This window comes from Streptomyces aculeolatus (assembly GCF_020400605.1).
GTDB classification, from domain to species: Bacteria; Actinomycetota; Actinomycetes; order Streptomycetales; family Streptomycetaceae; genus Streptomyces; species Streptomyces aculeolatus.
In genome coordinates this window covers 467,349-485,850 of record NZ_JAINRD010000003.1, presented here as the reverse complement: position 1 = coordinate 485,850, position 18,502 = coordinate 467,349, and the positions used below count along the sequence as shown (strand labels likewise).

12 protein-coding genes are annotated in these 18,502 nt (G+C 76.0%); 4 read left to right on the top strand and 8 right to left on the bottom strand.

Annotation, left to right across the window (positions count from 1 at the left end):
* Positions 1-371 precede the first annotated feature (371 nt).
* Positions 372-2,024, bottom strand: a complete 1,653-nt coding sequence (locus LG396_RS08540) for an acyl-CoA dehydrogenase family protein (RefSeq protein ID WP_225794254.1) — start codon at positions 2,022-2,024, stop codon at positions 372-374.
* On the opposite strand from LG396_RS08540, the gene LG396_RS08535 reads away from it, so the two are divergent.
* Positions 2,007-3,284 (top strand): YihY/virulence factor BrkB family protein, encoded by a 1,278-nt coding sequence (locus tag LG396_RS08535; protein WP_225794253.1) that lies wholly within the window; start codon positions 2,007-2,009, stop codon positions 3,282-3,284. The two genes, LG396_RS08540 and LG396_RS08535, sit on opposite strands and share 18 nt — an antisense overlap.
* A 16-nt stretch (positions 3,285-3,300) precedes the next feature.
* On the opposite strand, the gene polX is transcribed toward LG396_RS08535, so the two are convergent.
* A complete protein-coding gene (gene polX, locus LG396_RS08530; protein ID WP_225794283.1) occupies positions 3,301-5,043 on the bottom strand; it encodes a DNA polymerase/3'-5' exonuclease PolX in 1,743 nt (580 codons plus the stop codon).
* A gap of 243 nt (positions 5,044-5,286) precedes the next feature.
* Here polX and rsgA point away from each other — a divergent pair, with 243 nt between their 5' ends.
* The gene (rsgA, locus tag LG396_RS08525; RefSeq protein ID WP_037747684.1) at positions 5,287-6,405 is read left to right on the top strand and encodes a ribosome small subunit-dependent GTPase A; all 1,119 of its coding nucleotides are present in this window, start codon (positions 5,287-5,289) and stop codon (positions 6,403-6,405) included.
* 16 nt (positions 6,406-6,421) lie between these two features.
* On the opposite strand, the gene LG396_RS08520 is transcribed toward rsgA, so the two are convergent.
* Positions 6,422-7,426: a helix-turn-helix transcriptional regulator gene (locus LG396_RS08520; protein WP_018843604.1), complete on the bottom strand. Its 1,005-nt coding sequence runs from the start codon at positions 7,424-7,426 to the stop codon at positions 6,422-6,424.
* A gap of 100 nt (positions 7,427-7,526) precedes the next feature.
* Here LG396_RS08520 and LG396_RS08515 point away from each other — a divergent pair, with 100 nt between their 5' ends.
* Complete coding sequence (locus LG396_RS08515) at positions 7,527-10,181, top strand: protein phosphatase 2C domain-containing protein (RefSeq protein ID WP_225794252.1); 2,655 nt, start codon at positions 7,527-7,529, stop codon at positions 10,179-10,181.
* Between the two features lie 39 nt (positions 10,182-10,220).
* On the opposite strand, the gene LG396_RS08510 is transcribed toward LG396_RS08515, so the two are convergent.
* The 3 genes from LG396_RS08510 to LG396_RS08500 form a co-directional block, all read right to left on the bottom strand.
* Complete coding sequence (locus LG396_RS08510; protein WP_225794251.1) at positions 10,221-13,355, bottom strand: alpha-mannosidase; 3,135 nt, start codon at positions 13,353-13,355, stop codon at positions 10,221-10,223.
* 93 nt (positions 13,356-13,448) lie between these two features.
* Positions 13,449-14,489 (bottom strand): DUF2637 domain-containing protein, encoded by a 1,041-nt coding sequence (locus LG396_RS08505; protein WP_100301312.1) that lies wholly within the window; start codon positions 14,487-14,489, stop codon positions 13,449-13,451.
* Positions 14,490-14,600: 111 nt separating this feature from the next.
* Positions 14,601-15,500 (bottom strand): (2Fe-2S)-binding protein, encoded by a 900-nt coding sequence (locus tag LG396_RS08500; protein WP_225794250.1) that lies wholly within the window; start codon positions 15,498-15,500, stop codon positions 14,601-14,603.
* Positions 15,501-15,675: 175 nt separating this feature from the next.
* Here LG396_RS08500 and LG396_RS08495 point away from each other — a divergent pair, with 175 nt between their 5' ends.
* Positions 15,676-16,275: a GntR family transcriptional regulator gene (locus LG396_RS08495; RefSeq protein WP_037747696.1), complete on the top strand. Its 600-nt coding sequence runs from the start codon at positions 15,676-15,678 to the stop codon at positions 16,273-16,275.
* Positions 16,276-16,323: 48 nt separating this feature from the next.
* Here the strand turns inward: LG396_RS08495 and LG396_RS08490 are convergent, their stop codons facing one another.
* Together LG396_RS08490 and LG396_RS08485 are read right to left on the bottom strand one after the other, a co-directional pair.
* Complete coding sequence (locus LG396_RS08490) at positions 16,324-17,295, bottom strand: acetylxylan esterase (RefSeq protein ID WP_026276324.1); 972 nt, start codon at positions 17,293-17,295, stop codon at positions 16,324-16,326.
* 156 nt (positions 17,296-17,451) lie between these two features.
* Complete coding sequence (locus tag LG396_RS08485) at positions 17,452-18,450, bottom strand: LacI family DNA-binding transcriptional regulator (protein WP_225794249.1); 999 nt, start codon at positions 18,448-18,450, stop codon at positions 17,452-17,454.
* Between the last annotated feature and the right edge of the window lie 52 nt (positions 18,451-18,502).

Genomic DNA, 18,502 nt, shown 5'->3' with positions numbered 1-18,502 from the left:
TTTTCCGGAACCGGGAGCGTGCGTCAATGTAGTCGAAGGCAGCCGGCGGTCGTAGAGCTTCCGGCAAGTTGCGGAGCCGCCTCCTGGCGATGCGCACATGCCCCGCTTCGGAAGGTCCACCGGTCCAGGCCCTGCCGCGAAGCTTCCGCCCCGGTGCCCACGGCCCGCTGACGGGGGCGGCGCTGCGAGCGCCGCCCGATGTCGCTCCTGCCGCAACGGGCCGATCTCAGCGACGAGTTCAGCGATCACCCCAGGTGCCGGCCCCGTGATCTGCCGGCATCGGATGATCGCCCGCACGCGCCCGGTTGCCCACCACGCACGACTCAACGATCACGTCGGCGACGCGCCACGGCCAGCCGTGCACGCGGTCGTCAGTGCAGCACCGGACGGGCCCGGTCCACCACGGCCCGCAGGTCCGGGCCGTGCGGCAGCGTCCCCAGCTCCGCACCCCACTCGCCGCCCAGCCGCGAGGCGCAGAAGGCGTCCGCGACCGCCGCCGGCGCGTGCCGTACGAGCAGCGCCCCCTGGAGCACCAGCGCCAGCCGCTCCGCCAGCCGGCGCGCCCGCGTCTCGACGCCCTCCAGGTCCGCCAGCTCCGTCAGCAGGTCCTTCACCGCCCGGTCCAGCCGGTGGTCCGCGCCGCGCGCCCGGCCGATCTCGGTGAGCACCGCGTCCACCGCGCGCGGCTCGCGTCCCAGTGCGCGCAGCAGGTCGAGCGCCTGTACGTTGCCGGAGCCCTCCCAGATCGAGTTCAGCGGCGCCTCGCGCAGCAGCCGCGGCATCCCCGACTCCTCCACGTACCCGTTGCCGCCCAGGCACTCCAGCGCCTCCGCCGCCACCGGCGTGCACCGCTTCGTCACCCAGTACTTCGCCGCCGGCACCGCCAGCCGCAGGAAGGCCCGCTCCTCGTCGGTGTCCGCGTCGTGCGCCGCCGCCAGCCGCAGCGCCAGCGCCGTCGCCGCCTCCGACTCCAGCGCCAGGTCCGCCAGCACGTTGCGCATCAGCGGCTTGTCGGCGAGCGCCCCGCCGAACGCCTCGCGGTACGTGCAGTGGTGCACCGCCTGCGCCACCGCCTGCCGCATCACGGCCGCCGCCGCCGTCGCGCAGTCGACCCGGGTGGCGGCGACCATCCCGATGATCGCCGGGATGCCCCGGCCCTCCTCGCCGACCCGCCACGCGAGCGTCGTGCCGTCGAACTCGACCTCCGCGGAGGCGTTCGAGCGGTTGCCGAGCTTGTCCTTCAGCCGCTGCAGGAGGAAGGTGTTGCGGCTGCCGTCCGGCAGCACGCGCGGCAGCAGGAAGCAGGTCGGCCCGCCCGGACCGGTGCCGCCCGCGACCTGCGCGAGCACCAGGAAGGCGTCCGACATCGGCGCCGAGCAGAACCACTTGTGCCCCGTCAGCGCGTACGCGCCGTCCCCGGCCGGCTCCGCGCGCGTGGTGTTGGCCCGTACGTCCGAGCCGCCCTGCTTCTCCGTCATCCCCATCCCGGCGAGCGCGCCCGCCTTCGCGGCGGCGGGCACCAGGCCCGGTTCGTACACCCGCGAGGTCAGCAGCGGCTCCCACACCGCCGCCAGCTCCGGCTGGGCGCGCAGCGCCGGCACCGCGGCGTGCGTCATCGACAGCGGGCAGCCGTGCCCCGCCTCGGCCTGCGTCCACACCAGGAATCCGGCCGCCCGCCGCACGTGCCCGTCCGGCCGGCCCCAGGCGTCCGTCAGCCCGGCGGCGACACCGTGCTCCAGCAGCCGGTGCCAGGAGGGGTGGAAGCCGACCTCGTCGATGCGGCGGCCGTAGCGGTCGTGGGTGCGCAGCACGGGCGGCGAGGCGTTCGCCTCGACGCCCCACCGCTGCGCCTCGGCGGAGCCCGCCGCGCGGCCCAGGGCGGTCAGCTCCGCGTGCGCCGCGGCGTGCCGCTCGGGGGCGACGTACCGCTCCACCGCCTCGGCGAGGGCCGCGTCCGCGGCGTAGACGTCGTAGCCGACCAGCGGCGGAGGCTGGTTTGTCACCGTATGAGTACCTGCTGCCATGACAGCTACGGTAGGCAGGTGGGAGCAGAACGGGAAACGGGTGCGGAACAGGGCGGAAGCGGCGGACCCCGCGGCCGGCTGGGCCGGGCCCGCGTCCTGTACCAGAACCTGCCCAAGCGCCGGGTGGCGTGGCTGCTGCTGAAGGACACCGTCAATTCCTGCATGGAGCACCGCGTCATCGGCCTCGCCGCCGAGGCCGCGTTCTTCAGCCTGCTGTCGCTGCCGCCGCTGCTCCTCGGCCTCCTCGGCCTGCTGGGCTACTTCGACCAGTGGCTCATCGACGTCGAGACCATCCGGCACAACATCATCGACGCCTCCGACACGGTCCTGACCGCCAAGGGCGTCGACCAGATCGTCCGCCCGCTGCTCGACGACGTCACCCGCGGCGGCCGCCCGGACCTGATCTCGTTCGGCTTCGCCCTCGCGCTGTGGTCGGGCTCGCGGGCCGTGAACGTCTTCATCGACACCATCACCATCATGTACGGGCTCGAAGGCCACCGCGGCATCGTCAAGACCCGGCTGCTGGCGTTCGGGCTGTACCTCGTGGCGCTGGTCATCGGCGTGGTCGCGCTGCCGCTGATGGTGGCGGGGCCGGACGCGGTGGTGCAGCTGCTGCCGTGGAGCGAGACCGCCGTTCGGGTGCTGTACTGGCCGGTCGTCGTCGTGCTCTCGGTCGCGTTCCTCACGACCCTCTACCACGCGGCCGTCCCCGTGCGCTCGCCGTGGCGGGAGGACCTGCCCGGGGCGCTGGTGGCGCTCGGCATGTGGCTGCTGGGCAGCGTGCTGCTGCGGCTCTACCTGCTGAACGCCGTGGAGGGCCCGACGATCTACGGGTCGCTGGCGGCGCCCGTGGCGGTGCTGCTGTGGTTCGGCGTCTCCGCGTTCGCGGTGCTGGTCGGCGCGGCGGTCAACGCCGCGTTCGACCGCGTCTGGCCGTCCGTCGCCACCGCCACCGGCCGCGCCGAGACCGCCCGCGCCCGGGAGGAGGCCGCGGCCCGGCTGGTCGCGGCGGCCTCGGCGGCGCGGCAGGCGCGCCTGCGCGGGCTCGACGGGGACGCCTCGGCGGAGGAGCGGGCACGGGAGCCGGAGCCGGAGCACGCGGAGGAAGAGGAGGAGGCCCAGGAGGAGGACCGGCGCTCCCGGGCGAAGGAGCGGCCGCCGCAGCCGCCGCGGCCGCCCCGGCGGAAGGGGCCGGGGGAGCCGCTGGAGCCGGGGGATCCGGCCGACCGGGTGGACGGGGACCGGCACGAGGTCCCGTGAGCGCGGGGCTGCCGCCTCAGCCGGACTTCGCGCGCAGGAAGCGGCGCAGCCGCGCCAGCGGCCACGTGTTGATCACGTCCTCCTTCGTCAGCCAGCCCCGCTGCGCGATGCCCACCCCGTAGCGCATGTTCGCCAGGTCCGGCACCGAGTGCGCGTCGCTGTCGACGGCGAACTTCACGCCGTGGCCGCGCGCCCGCAGGATCAGCTCGTCCGGCAGGTCGAGCCGGTTCGGGTGGGCGTTGACCTCCAGCGCCGTGCCCGTACGGGCGCAGGCCGCGAAGACCGCGTCCCAGTCCGCGTCGACCGCCGGCCGCTTGCCGGCCTTGCGGGTGGTGGGGTGGCCGATGACGTGCACGTGCGGGTTCTCCACCGCGGCCAGGAAGCGGCGCGTCATCTCGTCCCTCGGCTGCGTGAAGTGCGAGTGCACCGACGCCACGCAGATGTCGAACGTCTCCAGGAACTCGCCCGGCCAGTCGACCGAGCCGTCCGGCGCGATGTTCAGCTCCGTGCCGTGCAGCAGCCGCAGCCCGCCCCTGCGCCGCCGGGAGCGCGCGTCCAGCGCCGCCACCGTCTCGCGCTGGGCGAGCATCTTCTCCTTCGTCATGCGCTGCATGCGCAGCTCGGGGGCGTGGTCGGTGATCGCGTAGTAGGCGTAGCCGCGCTCTCCCGCCGCCGCCACCATCGCCTCCAGCGTGTCGATGCCGTCGGTGAGGTCGGTGTGGGTGTGCAGGTCGCCGCGCAGGTCGTCCTCCGCGAGCAGCTCCGGCAGCTCGCCGCGGCCCGCGGCCTCGATCTCGCCGCGGTCCTCCCGCAGCGGCGGCGGGATCCAGGGCAGGCCGAGGCGGGCGTAGACGTCCTCCTCCGTCGTGACCCGGATGCGGCGGCCGCTGCGGGCGTGGAAGAGCCCGTACTCCGACAGCTTCAGCTTCTTGCGCACGGCGATCTCGCGGAGGCGGATGTTGTGCTGCTTGGACCCGGTGAAGTACTGCAGCGCCGCGCCCCACGCGTCCGGCGGCACCACCCGCAGGTCGACCTGGACGCCGCCGGTGGTGCGGATGCTCGTCTTCGTCTCACCGGCGCCGATGACCTCGCCGACCAGCGGCAGCCCGGTGAACGCCGCCATCAGGGGCGCGGAGTCGGCCGCGGCGGCGAGCACGTCGAGGTCGCCGGCCGTCCCGCGGCGCCGGCGCAGGGAGCCCGCGTACGCGCAGCGCTCGCAGCCGGCCACCGCGGCCAGCCGGGCGACGATGTCGTCGGCGAGCGCGAGCGCCGTGTCGACGGGGATCCGGCCGGTGGCCGAGCGCAGCAGGTCGATGCCGTGGAGGAGCTTCTCCTCGCTCTTCGGGCCGAAGCCCTTCAGGCCGCGCAGCCGGTGCTCGCCGATCGCCGCGGCCAGCTCGTCGACGGAGGACACGCCCAGCTCCTCGTAGAGGACCAGCGCGCGCTTGGGGCCGAGGGCGGGGATGGCGATCAGCTCGCGGACCCCGGCCGGGATGCGCTCGCGGGCCTCGTCGACCGCCGCCACGCGGCCCGTACGCAGGTACTCGCCGACCTTGCCGGCGATGGAGGCGCCCACCCCGGGGATCGCCTTCAGCTCCTTGGCGTCCAGCCCCGCCACGTCGGCGGAGTGGCCGGCGACCGCGCGGGCGGCGCGCTCGTAGGCGCGCGCCTTGAAGGCGTCGCCGCCGGTGATGGACAACAGGTCGGCGTACTCCTGCAAGAGCGCGGCGACCTCCTCGTTGGACGCCACCTCGGTCACCTCGGTCCACGTCGCGGGGGTACGGGACAAGCATGCCGCCGATCGCCGCTCCCCGCCGTCCGAGCGCGGCGGGCGTCCCGGCGGCGGGAAAACCCGTGGCGGGATACGTGCGCGGCTGCATACGCTTCCAGCGCACCACGTGACCGGTATCGACCAGGGAGGTGAGGGCCATGACCGAAGCCGTCAGGGGCACAGTCCCCGCACGACAGCCGCACGCTCGCTCCTTTCTGAAGGGTCGCTCCGTTGACAGATCTCCCCGCACCCCGCCGCCTGGCCGCCTACGGCTGGGATGAGGCCGCCGCCGACGCCTTCGCGCCGTACGAGTCCGAAGGTCTGATCCCCGCCCGTATCACCCGGGTGGACCGCGGCTCCTGCATCGCCCTCACCGACGCCGGACCCGTCCGCGCCACCACCGCCCGCCTCGCCGCCGCCGACCGCGCCGCAGGACGCACGGCCGACCTCACCCGACTGCCGTGCACCGGCGACTGGGCGGCGCTCGAACCGGGCGAGCGGTTCGCCGTACGGGCCCTGCTGCCGCGCCGCACGGCCTTCCTGCGCTCGGCGTCGTCCAAACGCTCCGAGGGCCAGGTCATCGCCGCCAACGTCGACCACGCCGTGATCGCCGTCTCGCTGGCGGCGACGCGCGCCGCCGACATCGAACCGGCGCGCCTGGAGCGGCTGCTGTCCCTCGCCTGGTCCAGCGGCGCGCAGCCGCTGGTCGCGCTCACCAAGGCCGACCTGGTCGAGGACCCCGTGGTCCTCGGCCACCTCGTCGCCGACACCGAGGAGGTCGCCCCGGGCACCGCCGTCCTCGCGGTCAGCGCCGCCACCGGCGCCGGTGTCCCGCAGCTGGCCGCCGCGCTGTCCACCGGCACCTCCGTGCTGCTCGGCGCCTCCGGCGCCGGGAAGTCCACGCTGGCCAACGCCCTGCTCGGCGACGGCGTGCAGCGGGTCCACGAGGTGCGCGACGCGGACGGCAAGGGCCGGCACACCACCGTCTCCCGCGACCTGCTGCCGCTGCCCGGCGGCGGCGTCCTCATCGACACCCCGGGCCTGCGCGGCGTCGGCCTCTGGGAGGCCGACGACGGGCTCGGCCAGGTCTTCGCGGAGATCGAGGAACTGGCCGCCCGCTGCCGCTTCCACGACTGCACGCACACCGCGGAGCCGGGCTGCGCGGTCGTCGCGGCCCTGGAGAACGGCGAGTTGCACCCGCGCCGTCTGGAGAGCTACCGCAAGCTCCAGCGTGAGAACGCCCGTATCGCGGCGCGCACGGACCTGCGGGTGCAGGCGGACCGGCGGCGGGACTGGAAGCGCCGCGACGCCGCGGACCGCGAGGCACGGGCACGCAAGGGCAGAGGCTAGGTCGCCCGCCGGGACGTCAGCGGCTGTCGGCGTGCTGCTCCGCGCACCAGCCGCGTTCGCGGGCGTACCAGCCCAGTTGCAGCCGCGTGTGCACCCCGGCGATCTCCATCAGCCGCTTCACCCGCCGCTGTACGGTCCGCAGCCCCAGGTCGAGTTGCTTCGCGGCGCTCGCGTCCGTGAGGCCCGCCAGCAGCAGGCCGAGGATCTGCAGGTCCACCGCGTCCGGCCCGTCCGGCGCCTGCTCCGCCACCGCCGCACCGCCGGCGGTCAGCCGCAGCGGCAGCGCCTGCCGCCACAGGCTCTCGAAGAGCCCCGACAGCGACTCCAGCAGCCCGCTCGCGTGCACCACGAGCGCGGCGGGCTCGCCGGCCCCGGCGAACATCGGCACCATCGCCGTCGCCCCGTCCGCGATCACCAGCTTCGTCGGCACCACGTCCGCGACCCGCAGCTCCTCGTTCCGGCGCAGCGCCGCAGCGGCCTCGGCGACCGTGCCCGGGGCCAGCAGCCGGGAGCGCTCCAGCACGACCCGGAAGCGCACGCCGCGGCCCGCGGCCTTCTCCTCCGCGGTGTTGTCCTGGCTGCGTACGGCCAGCGGCTCCCGCGTGACCAGCGCGCACACCTCCTGCTCGGCGCCGAGCTGCAGTTGCAGGAACCGGTGCGCCACCGCGCCCGCGCCGGTCACCACCTCGACCAGGTCGTGTACGTCGGCGGGCTCGCCGGCCTCCGCCCGGTACTCCTCCGCGAGCAGTGCGGCGGCCAGCTCGGCGCGCTCCAACTCGTGCCGCTGCTGGATCAGCAGCGCCCCCAGCGCGACCGACGGCGGCGCCGCCACCCAGCGCCCGGGCCGCGCGGACGACTGCGCCGCAAGACCGTGCTGCTCCAACCGCCGCAGGGTGCGCACCGCCTCCGGCTCGGGCAGCGTCAACCGCCGCGCCAGCTCGGGGACATCGGCGGCGCCGAGTGCGACCAGCGCGCGGTAGGCCGACTCCTGTACGTCGTCGAGTCCGATGGCACCGAGCACCTGCACATCCTGACCGTACCGGTGGGTCGGGTGGAAGGCCCTTGCCGTGATCTTGCGGGTCCGGCAGTTGTGGCGAGGGGCGGCGGGGAACAATAGGAGCATGGATCGCCAGGGGGAGACGGCGGGGGAACGCCGCACCGAGGACGAGTGGTGGCACGACCTGTACGAGGAGGGGGTACCGGACACCGGGCCGCAGCGCGCGGGGGACACCCTCGACGACCGCTTCGCGTCGGTGGCGCGGGCGGTGGACGAGGAGGCGGACGTGCCCCCCGCGGAGGCGGACCCGCCTGCGCCGGAGCCGCCTTCGGCAGCGGCGGCGGCCGAGCCGCGGCGGGCGTCGGCGGAGGAGCCGTACGACCAGATGGCCGACCCCGACTACCCGCCGCCGTCGGTGGCGGGGGTCCCGGGCTTTGAGGAGCGCCCGGCACCGGCCGGGGGCCGGGGCTGGACGGACGACGTGTTCGCGGGCCTGCGGGAGGACGAAGGACCGTCCCGCCGCCCGCCGGAGGACGCGAAGCCCCGCCCGGAACGGGCGGTTGCGCCGCGGGAGCCGGCGCCGGAGCCCGCGGAGCCCGCCGGGGCGGCGGAGGGGGCCGCGCCCTGGTGGGAGTCGGCTGCGCGCGGCGGCCCGGGAGAGGCCCCGGACGGCACTGCGTCGGACGCGGCGGCGCCGCGCGAGCGGGAGCCCGCGGACGGCGGGGCGCCGGCTGCGCCGGCCCCGCGCGGGACCGTGGAACGCACCCCGGGGGACGGCGCGTTGCCGGCTGCCCCGGACCCGGCTGCCCCGGACCCGGCGGACACGGCGCCGGTCGGCTCCTGGGAGTCGGGTGAACGGAGCTGGGTGGACGGGGTGCTGTCCGGCCGGCGGGAGATCGCGGACCCGGAACCGGTCGGCTCGCCGGCGCCCGCAGAACCGGCCCCGGCGGATGCGGCGTCGCCGGGTCAGCGGGGGCCGGAGGGCCCGACTGCCACGGATGCGGGTGCGGCCGACTCGTCGGCGACCGTCGGGCCCGCTCCCGCGGACGGGGAACCGGCCGGCTCCTGGGAGTCGGGTGAACGGAGCTGGGTGGACGGGGTGCTGTCCGGCCGGCGGGGGACCGCGGGCCGGGAGCCGGTCGGCTCGCCGGAGCCCGCCCCGGCGGAGGCGCAGTTGCCCGGTGCGCGGGAGGCGGCGGACTCCGCGCCGCCCGCAGCCGCGCCGCCGCGCGTGCGGCGACCGGCGGAGCCCGCCGCCTCGGCGGCACCTCCTGGTACGGCGGAGCGCGCCGAACCCGCTCCGGTGGACGGGCCGTTGCCCGGCTCGCCGGGCAGTGCCCGCGGGACCGCCCCGGCGGAAGTCCTCCCGCCCGGTCCCGACGAACCCCCGGCCACCGAGCCCGGCTCCGGGGAGGCCGTGCCTCCGGTAGCGGCCCGACACGCCCCCATCGCACCGGAATCGCCCGGCTTCGCGTCCGCGGCGCCGCCCCCGCCCGCGTCCGGGCGTCCCTCGGCCCCCGCCCCGCCGGCGGTCACCGAGCCCGGTTCCGGGGAGGCTGTGCCGCCCGGCGTGGCCCAACGTGGCCCCGTCGCACCGGAGTCGCCCGGCCCCGGGCCCCGGCCCGCCGCCCCGGCGGCCCCCGCGGAGCCCGCGGTGGCCGGCCCCTCCGAGACCCCGCCTCCCACCATGCGGCTGCGGCAGGTGTCCGTCACCGACACCCTCACCGATGTCGAATGGGCCCGGCGCGGTGGGGAGTTCGTCGGTGGGGGGCCGCCCACGTACGAGGCCGAGCCCACCGCGTTGCCCGAGGTGGCGCCCGGGGCGCTCGCGGAGCTGGTGCCCGACACCGTGCTCGACGGGGCCCGCTACGGGTCGTTCACCCTGCGGACCGCCGCCACCCGCGGCGACAGCCCCCGGTACCGCGGCGAGCAGCGGCGCGACGCCGTCCTCACCGCCCGCTTCGGCGGCGGCGACGACGCGCTCGTCTTCGTCGCCGTCGCCACCGGCGCGCGCGGCGTGCCCCGTACGGACCGGGCCGCAGAGTCGCTCGTGCGCTGGATGGGTGAGGCCGTCGGCAGGAGCCGGGCGCGGCTGTCCGAGGACATACGGACCGGGCGCCGCGCCGCGCTGAAGGGCGGGCTGCACCGGCTGACCGGGCGGACGTACGGGCTGATGCGCGCGCAGGCCGAGGAGTTCGGGCTCGATCCCGCCGGGTACACCGCCGGGCTGCGCTGCCTGCTGCTGTCCGCCGACCCCGGCTGCCGTACCCGGGTGTTCTTCGGCACCGGCCCCGGCGGTCTCTTCCGGCTGCGCGGCGACGAGTGGCAGGACCTGGAGCCCGCCCCGGCGGACGAGGAGCCCCGGCAGGACGGCCCCCGGCAGGGAGATCCCCGGCAGGGCGAGTCCCGGCAGGAACCGGCCGCCCCCGTCGATCCGCGGCTGACCGTCGACCTCGGCGGCCGTTCCGCGCACCCCGCCCCGGCCCCCGGCGGCCCGCCGCCGCCCGGCTTCGGCGCGCTCGTGGACACCCCCGACCCGGGCGAGCCCGCGCCGTTCGCCTTCCGGGCGTCGGAGGGCAGGACCGGCGACGTGCTGCTGCTGTGCAGCCCCGGGTTCGCCGAGCCGCTGCGCGGCGCGCCCGGGCTGGCCGACGAGCTGGCTGAGCGGTGGCGCGGCGAGGAGGCGCCGCCCGGGCTCGCGGCGTTCCTGGGGGACGTCCAGCTGCGCGCCAAGGGCTTCGCCGACGACCGCACCGCCGCCGCCCTCTGGGAGAGTTGAGCAGCGGAGGGGCCCGGCGCCGCCGGGCCCCTCCGGGGCTCAGCGCACGGGCCGCATCCGCAGCGTCAGGATCTGGAACGGCCGGAGCCGCAGCGACACCGAGCCGTCCTCCTCCCGTACCGCGTCCGGCGATTCGAGCGGCTGCTCCAGCAGGTCCGTCACCTGTACGTCCGCCACCGGGAACGACGTCGTCAGCGTCCCCGACGCCCGCCCCCCGCGCGACTCGTACACCCGGACCACCACGTCCCCGCTCCGGTCCTCCGCGCGCTTGACCGACTCCACCGTGACCGCCGGGTCGGTCACCGACACCAGCGGCACCCGCGCCGCCGTACGGGCCGTGCGCAGCGGCAGGTTCAGCGCCAGGCCCCCGGCCACCGCCGCGCCCACGTCCGCGCCCGGCAGCAGCGCGTAGCGGTAGCGGTGGACGCCGAGGTCCGTCTCCGGGTCCGGGAACTTCGGCGCGCGCAGGATCGTCAGCCGCACCGTCGTGCCGAGGCCCGCCTCGTGCGCCTCGCGCGTCACGTCGTGGCCGTACGTGGCGTCGTTGAGCACCGCCACGCCGTAGCCCGGCTCGCCCACGTGCAGCCAGCGGTGCGCGCAGATCTCGAACTTCGCCGCGTCCCAGCTCGTGTTGGCGTGAGTCGGCCGGTGCACGTGCCCGAACTGGATCTCGGACGTGGACCGCTCCGCGTGCACGTCCAGCGGGAACGCCGCCTTGAGGACCTTCTCCTCCTCCCGCCAGTCGACCTCGGTGGTGAAGTCCACCTGCCCGCTGTCCGCCGCCAGGCTGATGTCCTGCACGATCCGCGACCGGCCGGTGGTGCGCACCACCCGCACGGCGGCCCGCAGCGGCCCCGACTCGGTGACCTCCACGGACTCCGCGGCCACCAGGTCGGTGCGGGTGCGCCGGTAGAACTTGTCGATGTCCCAGGCGTCCCACTGGTTGGGGTGGTCGGGGTGGAGCTGCAGCAGGTTCGCGCGGGCGCCCGGCGCCAGCACCTCGCGGTCGGCGGCCAGGTCCCGTACGGAGGCCACCAGCCCGTCGCCGTCGACGACGACCCGCAGCAGCCCGTTGTCGAGCACGGCACCGCCGCCGTCCGGCACCGCCGACACCCCGGCGCCGGCCGCCGCCCCCGCCGTACCGGCGCCCAGCCCGGGCGCGCTCACCCGCGCCAGCGACCGGCCGTCGCCCAGCGGCTGCGTGAGCGCCCCCGACGGCAGCGCCGCCGACTCCTCGGCGGCCAGCTCCACGACCCCGCCGCGCTCGTACGGCGAGGCGTTCAGCACGGCGAGCCCGTCGCCGTCCGCGGTGCCCAGCGCCGCCACCGCCGCCGCGGTGAGGCCCGCCAGCTCCTCGGCCACCGCCGCGTACGTCTGCGCCGCCTCCCGGTGCACCCAGGCGATCGACGACCCCGGCAGGATGTCGTGGAACTGGTGCAGCAGCACGGTCTTCCAGATCCGGTCCAGCTCCTCGTACGGGTACGCGTACGCCGGGTCCGCCAGCGCCGCCGCCGTCGCCCACAGTTCAGCCTCGCGCAGCAGGTGCTCGCTGCGCCTGTTGCCGCTCTTGGTGTCGGCCTGGCTGGTGTACGTGCCGCGGTGGAACTCCAGGTACAGCTCCCCGGACCACACCGGCGCCGCGGCCCCGTACTCCTCCTCGGCCGCCGCGAAGAACGCCGCCGGGTTGGCCACCTCCACGCGGGGCGAGCCCTCCAGGGACCGCAGCCGGCGCGCCTTCTCCAGCATCTCGCGCGTCGGCCCGCCGCCTCCGTCCCCGTACCCGAACGGCACGAGCGACATGCTGGCCCGCCCCTTGTCGGCGAAGTTGCGCTCGGCGAGCGACAGTTCTGCGGCGTGCATGGTGGCGTTGTACGTGTCGACGGGCGGGAAGTGGGTGAAGACCCGGGTGCCGTCGATGCCCTCCCACCAGAACGTGTGGTGCGGCATCTTGTTGGTCTGGTTCCACGACAGCTTCTGGGTGAGGAACCACCGGATCCCCGCCAGCCGCGCGAGCTGCGGGAACGCCGCCGTGTAGCCGAAGGAGTCGGGCAGCCACACCTCCTGGGTGTCCACGCCGAACTCCTCGGCGAAGAACCGCTTGCCGTGGATCAGCTGGCGCGCGAGCGCCTCGCCGCCCGGCATGTTGGCGTCGGACTCCACCCACATCGAGCCGACCGGCACGAACTGGCCGGTCTGCACGGCGGCGCGGATCCGCTCGTAGATCTGCGGCTGGTTCTGCTTGACCCAGGCGTACTGCTGCGCCTGCGAGGCGGCGAAGACCAGCTCCGGGTAGTCGCCGGACAGCGCCAGCTCGGTGACGTTCGCGAACGTCCGCGACGCCTTGCGCACCGTCTCGCGCAGCGGCCACAGCCAGGCGGAGTCGATGTGCGCGTGGCCGGCGGCGTACGCGCGGTGGGCGCTGGCCGCCGCGGGCTGCGCCAGCGCCGGGGCCAGCACCTCGCGGGCGGCGGCGGCCGTGCCGGGCACGTCGTGCAGGTCGAGCACGTCGAGCATGCGGTCCAGGGTGTGCAGGATGTCGTGGCGCCGGCTCCGGTCCGCCGGCAGCTCGTGCATCAGCTCCGACAGCACCTCGATGTCGAGGACCAGGTGCCACACGTCCTCGTTGAGGACGGCGAGGTCGGCGGAGCGGAAGGTGTACAGCGGCGCGTCGCCCGCGGTCCGCAGCTCGCCGAGCGGGGTGGGGGTGAAGTCCTGGAGCACCGCGGGGTTCGCGGCGGCCTCCAGCAGGAGCCGGACGGGCTCGCCGCCGGCCGCGGGGGAGGCGATCGGCACATGGCGGTTGCGCGGGTGCACGCCCTTGACGGGGGCCCCGGCCGCGTCGTACACCATCCCCTCGGCCTGGAACCCGGGCATCTCGGCGCCGAACCCGGGGTCGATCACCGCCTCGACGCGCCGCCCCGCCCAGCCCGCCGGCACGGTGCCGGTCAGCCGGAACCAACTGGTCGACCACGGCGGCCCCCAGGCGGTGCCGACGGCGAACGGCTCGTACTCCTCGGGCGGGATCTTCAGTGCCTCGTCCGCCGGCACCGGCTCGCCCGGGCGGTGCCACACCGTCAGCTCCAGGGGGACGCGTTCGGTGTACTGGGCGGGTCGGATGAACTGGCGCAGCGCGCGGTCCAGCCGGCCCTCTGCCAGCAGTCGGTCGTCGTGCATCGCGGCTCCTCACAGTGGTCGCTGTGATCTGCCTAACCTGCACGCGGCCGACGGGGCAAGAGGACCCACCCGTCGATCGTCTTCCGGGCCCCGTCAGCGGAGCTGGTTCTCCATGGCCGTGAGCTTCTTCTCCAGGTGGTCCAGCGGGGCCGCCAGCTCGTCGTCCTGGCCGGCGGGCACGGCGACGGACTTCGCGGGCGCCGGGCCGCCCGGCTGCCCGCCGCCGACCGCGGGCCTGCCCTCCACGGCCGGCCGCGACCGCCGGGTGAACTGCGCCGCCCCGGTGCCCGGCTCCGGCGTCAGCGCCGCCGACGGCTCGGCGCGCGCCGCGGTCAGCTCGCCGGGCGCCAGCGCCCGCTGGTGCTTGCCGAGTGCCTTGAGCCGGGCCCGCTCCAGCCGGGCCTGCTCGCGCTCCTCGGCCCGGCGGCGGGCCTCGTCCTTGCTGTCCTGGCGCACCTCGTCGACCGCCTCGTCCAGCGTGCGGACGCCTTCGAGGAGCATCAGCGACCACGCCCGGAACGTCTCGCGCGGCGCCCGCAGCCAGCGGACGAAGCGGATCTGCGGCAGCGGCCGCGGGACGAGCCCCTGCTCGCGCAGCGCCGCCCTGCGGGTCTGCTTCAGCGCCCGGTCGAAGAGCACCGCCGCCGACAGCGACATGCCGGCGAAGAACTGCGGCGCGCCCGCGTGGTCCGTGCCGCGCGGCGCGTGCACCCAGTTGAACCAGGCGGCCGCGCCCGCGAACGTCCACACCAGCAGCCGGGAGCCGAGCGCCGCGTCGCCGTTGCTGGCCTCGCGTACGGCGATGACCGAGCAGAACATCGCGGCGCCGTCGAGCCCGAAGGGGACCAGGTACTCCCAGCCGTCGGACAGGCCCAGGTTCTGCCGGCCGAAGCCGACCAGGCCGTGGAAGGAGAGCGCGGCGGCGACCGCGGCGCAGCAGAAGAGCAGGACGTACGCGAGGGTGCCGTACATCGCCTCCTTGCGGCGGCGGCGCTGCTCGCCGGCCTCCCAGGAGTCCGCAGGCTCGTCGGCCTTCTGCCGGCCGCGTACCACCACGGCGATGGCCGCGAGCACGCCGAGCAGCAGTACGGCGGCCGGGAGTGCCCAGCTCAGCGGTATCCCGTTGAATCCCATGGATGTCCCTTGCCTCGTCAGATGACGGGTGACCCGGGGACCGATACTTGCGGAATTCCCGCGCGATTCCGGAGGAAACGAAATCAGCCACTCAAAGGGGTGGCTTGCATGCTAAGAGCTTGCGACGAGGCGGGCGACGCGCTCCGTGTCGCAGGTGCGCGGGCAGGTGACGCAGGTGTCGTCGGGGCGCAGCGTGTAGTACATGCAGCAGCTCGCCCGGTCCCGGGTGGCCAGGGACTCCCCGGCGGGCCCGGTGAGGGTGCGGAAGGCCGCGCCGCCGGCGTACGGGGCCGTGGCCGGGCCGGTGCCCGGCAGGAGCCGGGCGGTCTCGGCCATCGCGCGCCGCTCCTCGCCCAGCAGCTCGCCGAGATACCACAGGCCCTCGACGATCTCGTCCGTCGCCATCCCCCACAGCGCCCGGGGCCCGCGGCGCATCCGCGGCCCGAACGCGGCGAGCACCGGCTCCAGATGCTCGGCCACGGCCGCCCGCACCTCGGCGCGCAGCGGCTCCTCGCCGGCGACCACGCGGGCGCCGGGCAGGCCGGCGGCGGGGTCGTCGGGCAGGCAGGCGAACGCGCCGCCGCGGACGGCGACGCGCATGCGGCTGCCGTCGGCGTTGCGGTGCAGCGCCACGGCGTCCAGCGGGACGCGGGGCACGCGGCGGAGGAGGAACCAGGGCAGGGTGACGAGCAGGCAGGCCGACCAGGCGTAGCGGTGCAGGCCGAAGCTGGCGACCACGTCGGGGCGGGCGTCCTCGCCGTACGTGCGGCGGACCTGCTCGGCGTCCCAGGCGAGGAAGTCGTCGAGCACCTCGCCGCCGGCGGCGAGGTCGGCGGCGGCCACCCAGCCGGGGCCGGCGGGCAGCGGCTCCGCGGGGCCCGCCTCGGTGACCGCGAGGAACGGCAGGACCTCGGTGAGCCGTGCGTACGCCGCGGTGACCGGGGTGCCGGCGAGCCGGACGGACGGGGTCGCGGCGTCGTCGAGCGGCTGAGGCGCTGCGGGCGCGGACATCGTGCGGTGACCACCCTGGGCTCGGCGGGGCGTGGCGTGTTCTCGACCCGTCGACGGGCTGAGGTAAGGCTAACCTTAACCTGCATGATCGGGGAAGGGGCAAGGGGGCCGCGGGTTACGGTGGGGCGCGTGCGTCGCCCACCGGGCGCCAATGCGTAGCGATTCGGGAGAAACAGTGGAGCACCCGCCGCAGCAGCCGGCGGGGCCGGGCCGACTCCGCGCCCCGGCCCGGGTGCAGCGGCACTCCGTACGGGCCCAGGTGCTCGACGCGCTGCGCAACGCGGTGCTCGGCGGCGAACTGCGGCCCGGCGAGGTGTACTCCGCGCCCGCGCTCGGCGAGCGGTTCGGCGTCTCGGCGACCCCGGTGCGCGAGGCCATGCAGCAACTCGCCGCGGAGGGCGCGGTGGAGATACTTCCCAACCGCGGCTTCCGGGTCCTCGCACCCAGCGCACGCGACCTGGCCGAGCTGGCGGAGGTGCGCGCGCTGCTCCTCGTACCGCTGCTGCACCGGCTGGCGGCCGGACTGCCGCCCGAGCGCTGGGTGGTGCTGAGCCGGCTGGCGGCGGACGACGCGGAGTTCCACGAGGCGCTGGTGGCGCTCTCCGGCAACCGCCAGCTGGTCCGCGTCGCGGGCGAGCTGCGGGCCAGGGCCCGGCCCCCGGCGGCGCCGCAGGCCCGCCGGCAGGCGCTGGTCGACGCGCTGGCGGCAGGGGACACGGCGGCGGCCGAGGCGGTGCTGCGGGAGCTGCTGGGCGCCCCGCGGAAGCAGCCCTGACGGGGGCGTCCGGCCGCGCGCCGTACGCCCACGCCCCGCTGAGAAGCCTTACAACTCCAGCCAGGCCAGCGCGGTCACGCGGTGGTCGTTGCCGCCGCCCTCGTGGCCGTTCCACCGGTACACCTCGATGCCCTTCGGCCCGCCCCAGTGGTTGTACGACGCGAAGACCGTCGACGGCGGGCACACCTCGTCCATCAGCGCCACCGAGTACAGCGCCGGCACCCGGGCCCGGGCCGCGAAGTTGAGCCCGTCGAAGTACGACAGCGTGCGGAACACCCGCTCGTCCGCGTCCCGCTGGGTGGCCAGGAACAGGACCAGTTCCTGGTACGGGTTCTTGTCCGTGATCGTGACCGCCCGGCGGAAGTGGTTGAGGAACGGCACGTCGATCATCGCCGCCCGCACCCCCGGGTGCAGCCCAGCGACCGCGGTGGCGATCGCGCCGCCCTGGCTGCCGCCGGAGACCGCGATCCGCTCGCCGTCGACCGCCGGATGCGCGGCGGCGGCGTCCACGGCGCGTACCGCGTCGGTGAAGACGCGCCGGTAGTAGTACTCCTCGGGGTCGAGCACGCCGCGCGTCATGAAGCCGGGCGTCTGCGCGTTGCCCGTGCCGTACGGGTCGGGGGTGGATCCGGCGTTGTTGCGGTGGGCGGCGCCCTGGCCGCGGGTGTCGACGACGAAGACGGCGCGGCCCGAGGCCGGCCAGAACAGGTGGTCGTGCGGCAGCCCGCGGCCGCCGCCGTAGCCGATGTAGTGCATGACGCACGGCACGGGGCCGTCGGCGCCGCGCGGCACCACGAGCCAGGCGGAGATCCGGTGGCCGCCCCAGCCGGCGAAGGACACGTCGTGCACGTCGACCGCCGTCAGACCCGTCGGGTACGGGCGGAACTCCGGCTCCCGGCCGGCCGCCGCGTCCGCGGCCCCGGCGAGGGTGCGGGTCCAGAAGTCGTCGAAGTCGGCGGGCTCCTCCCGCTCGGGGCGGTAGTCGCGCAGCTCGGCGAGGGGCAGGTCGAACAGGGCCATGCGGATGCTCCAGTCGGTCGTGGCGGCGGTGCGGGTGCGGGCGAACGGTCCTCGGGTGTCGGGGGCACGGGGCATCGGGGCGGGGGGCTCGGTGCGTTCGGGCGTCATTGTTCGCGGCGTACGGAACGTATCCGCAGGTGTCGTGGGGTTCCGTGGTCAGCGGGCCGGCGGCGGGCCCGTGGACGAGCGGACCGTCAGCGTCGTCGCCAGCTCCACCTGCTCGGGCTGCGCCGCCCCGCCCTCGCCGTGCAGCCGGAGCATCCGGAACGCCGTCGCCGCCATCGCCTCCAGCGGCTGGACGACGGTCGTCAGCGGCGGCGCCGCCCAGGCGGCGACCGGGGTGTCGTCGAAGCCGGTGACGCTCATGTCCGCCGGTGCCCGCAGCCCGCGTTCGGCCAGCGCCTGCAGCACCCCGAACGCCTGCCCGTCGTTCGCCGCGACCACCGCCGTCGGCGGCTCGGGCAGGTCGAGCAGCGCGAGCGCCCCGGCGCGGCCGTCGGGCGCGAAGAAGTCGGCGCGGTGGACCAGCTCCTCGTCGACCGGCAGCCCGGCCTCCAGCAGCGCGGCGCGGTAGCCGTCGAAGCGGGCGCGGGCGGACCAGGTCGCCTGCGGCCCGGTGATCGTGGCGATGCGCCGGTGGCCCAGCTCGACGAGGTGGCGGGTCGCGGCGAGGCCGCCCTGCCAGTTCGTGCAGCCCACGGAGCGTACGCCCGCGCCCGGTTCGGCCGGCGGGTCGATGGCGACCAGCGGGATGCGCTTGGCCGCCAGCCGCGCGCGGGTCTCGGGCGCCGGCACCTGGTGGACGAGCAGGACGCCGTCGCTGCCGCGCGCCATGATGCGCTCCAGGGTGTGCCGCAGGACGTCCGGGCTGTCGGGCACGCTGTCGATGACGATCCGGCAGTCGGCCTCGGCACCGGCCTCGACCGCGCCGGTGACCAGCGCGTCGGCCCACGGGCTGTTGAGGCTGCCGATGACGAGGTCGACCACGCCGGCGCCGCGGGACGGCCGGTACCCGTGGTCGGCGAGCAGCCGGGCGATCCGCTCGCGGGTGGCGGGGGCGACGTCGGTGCGGGCGTGCAGGACCTTGGAGACGGTCGACACCGAGACGCCGGCGCGGGCGGCGATGTCGCTGAGGGTGGCTTGTTCGGGCGGCATGGGCGGTGTCCTTTTCGAAAACTCCGGCCAGCCTGGCCGTCTACTTCCGACC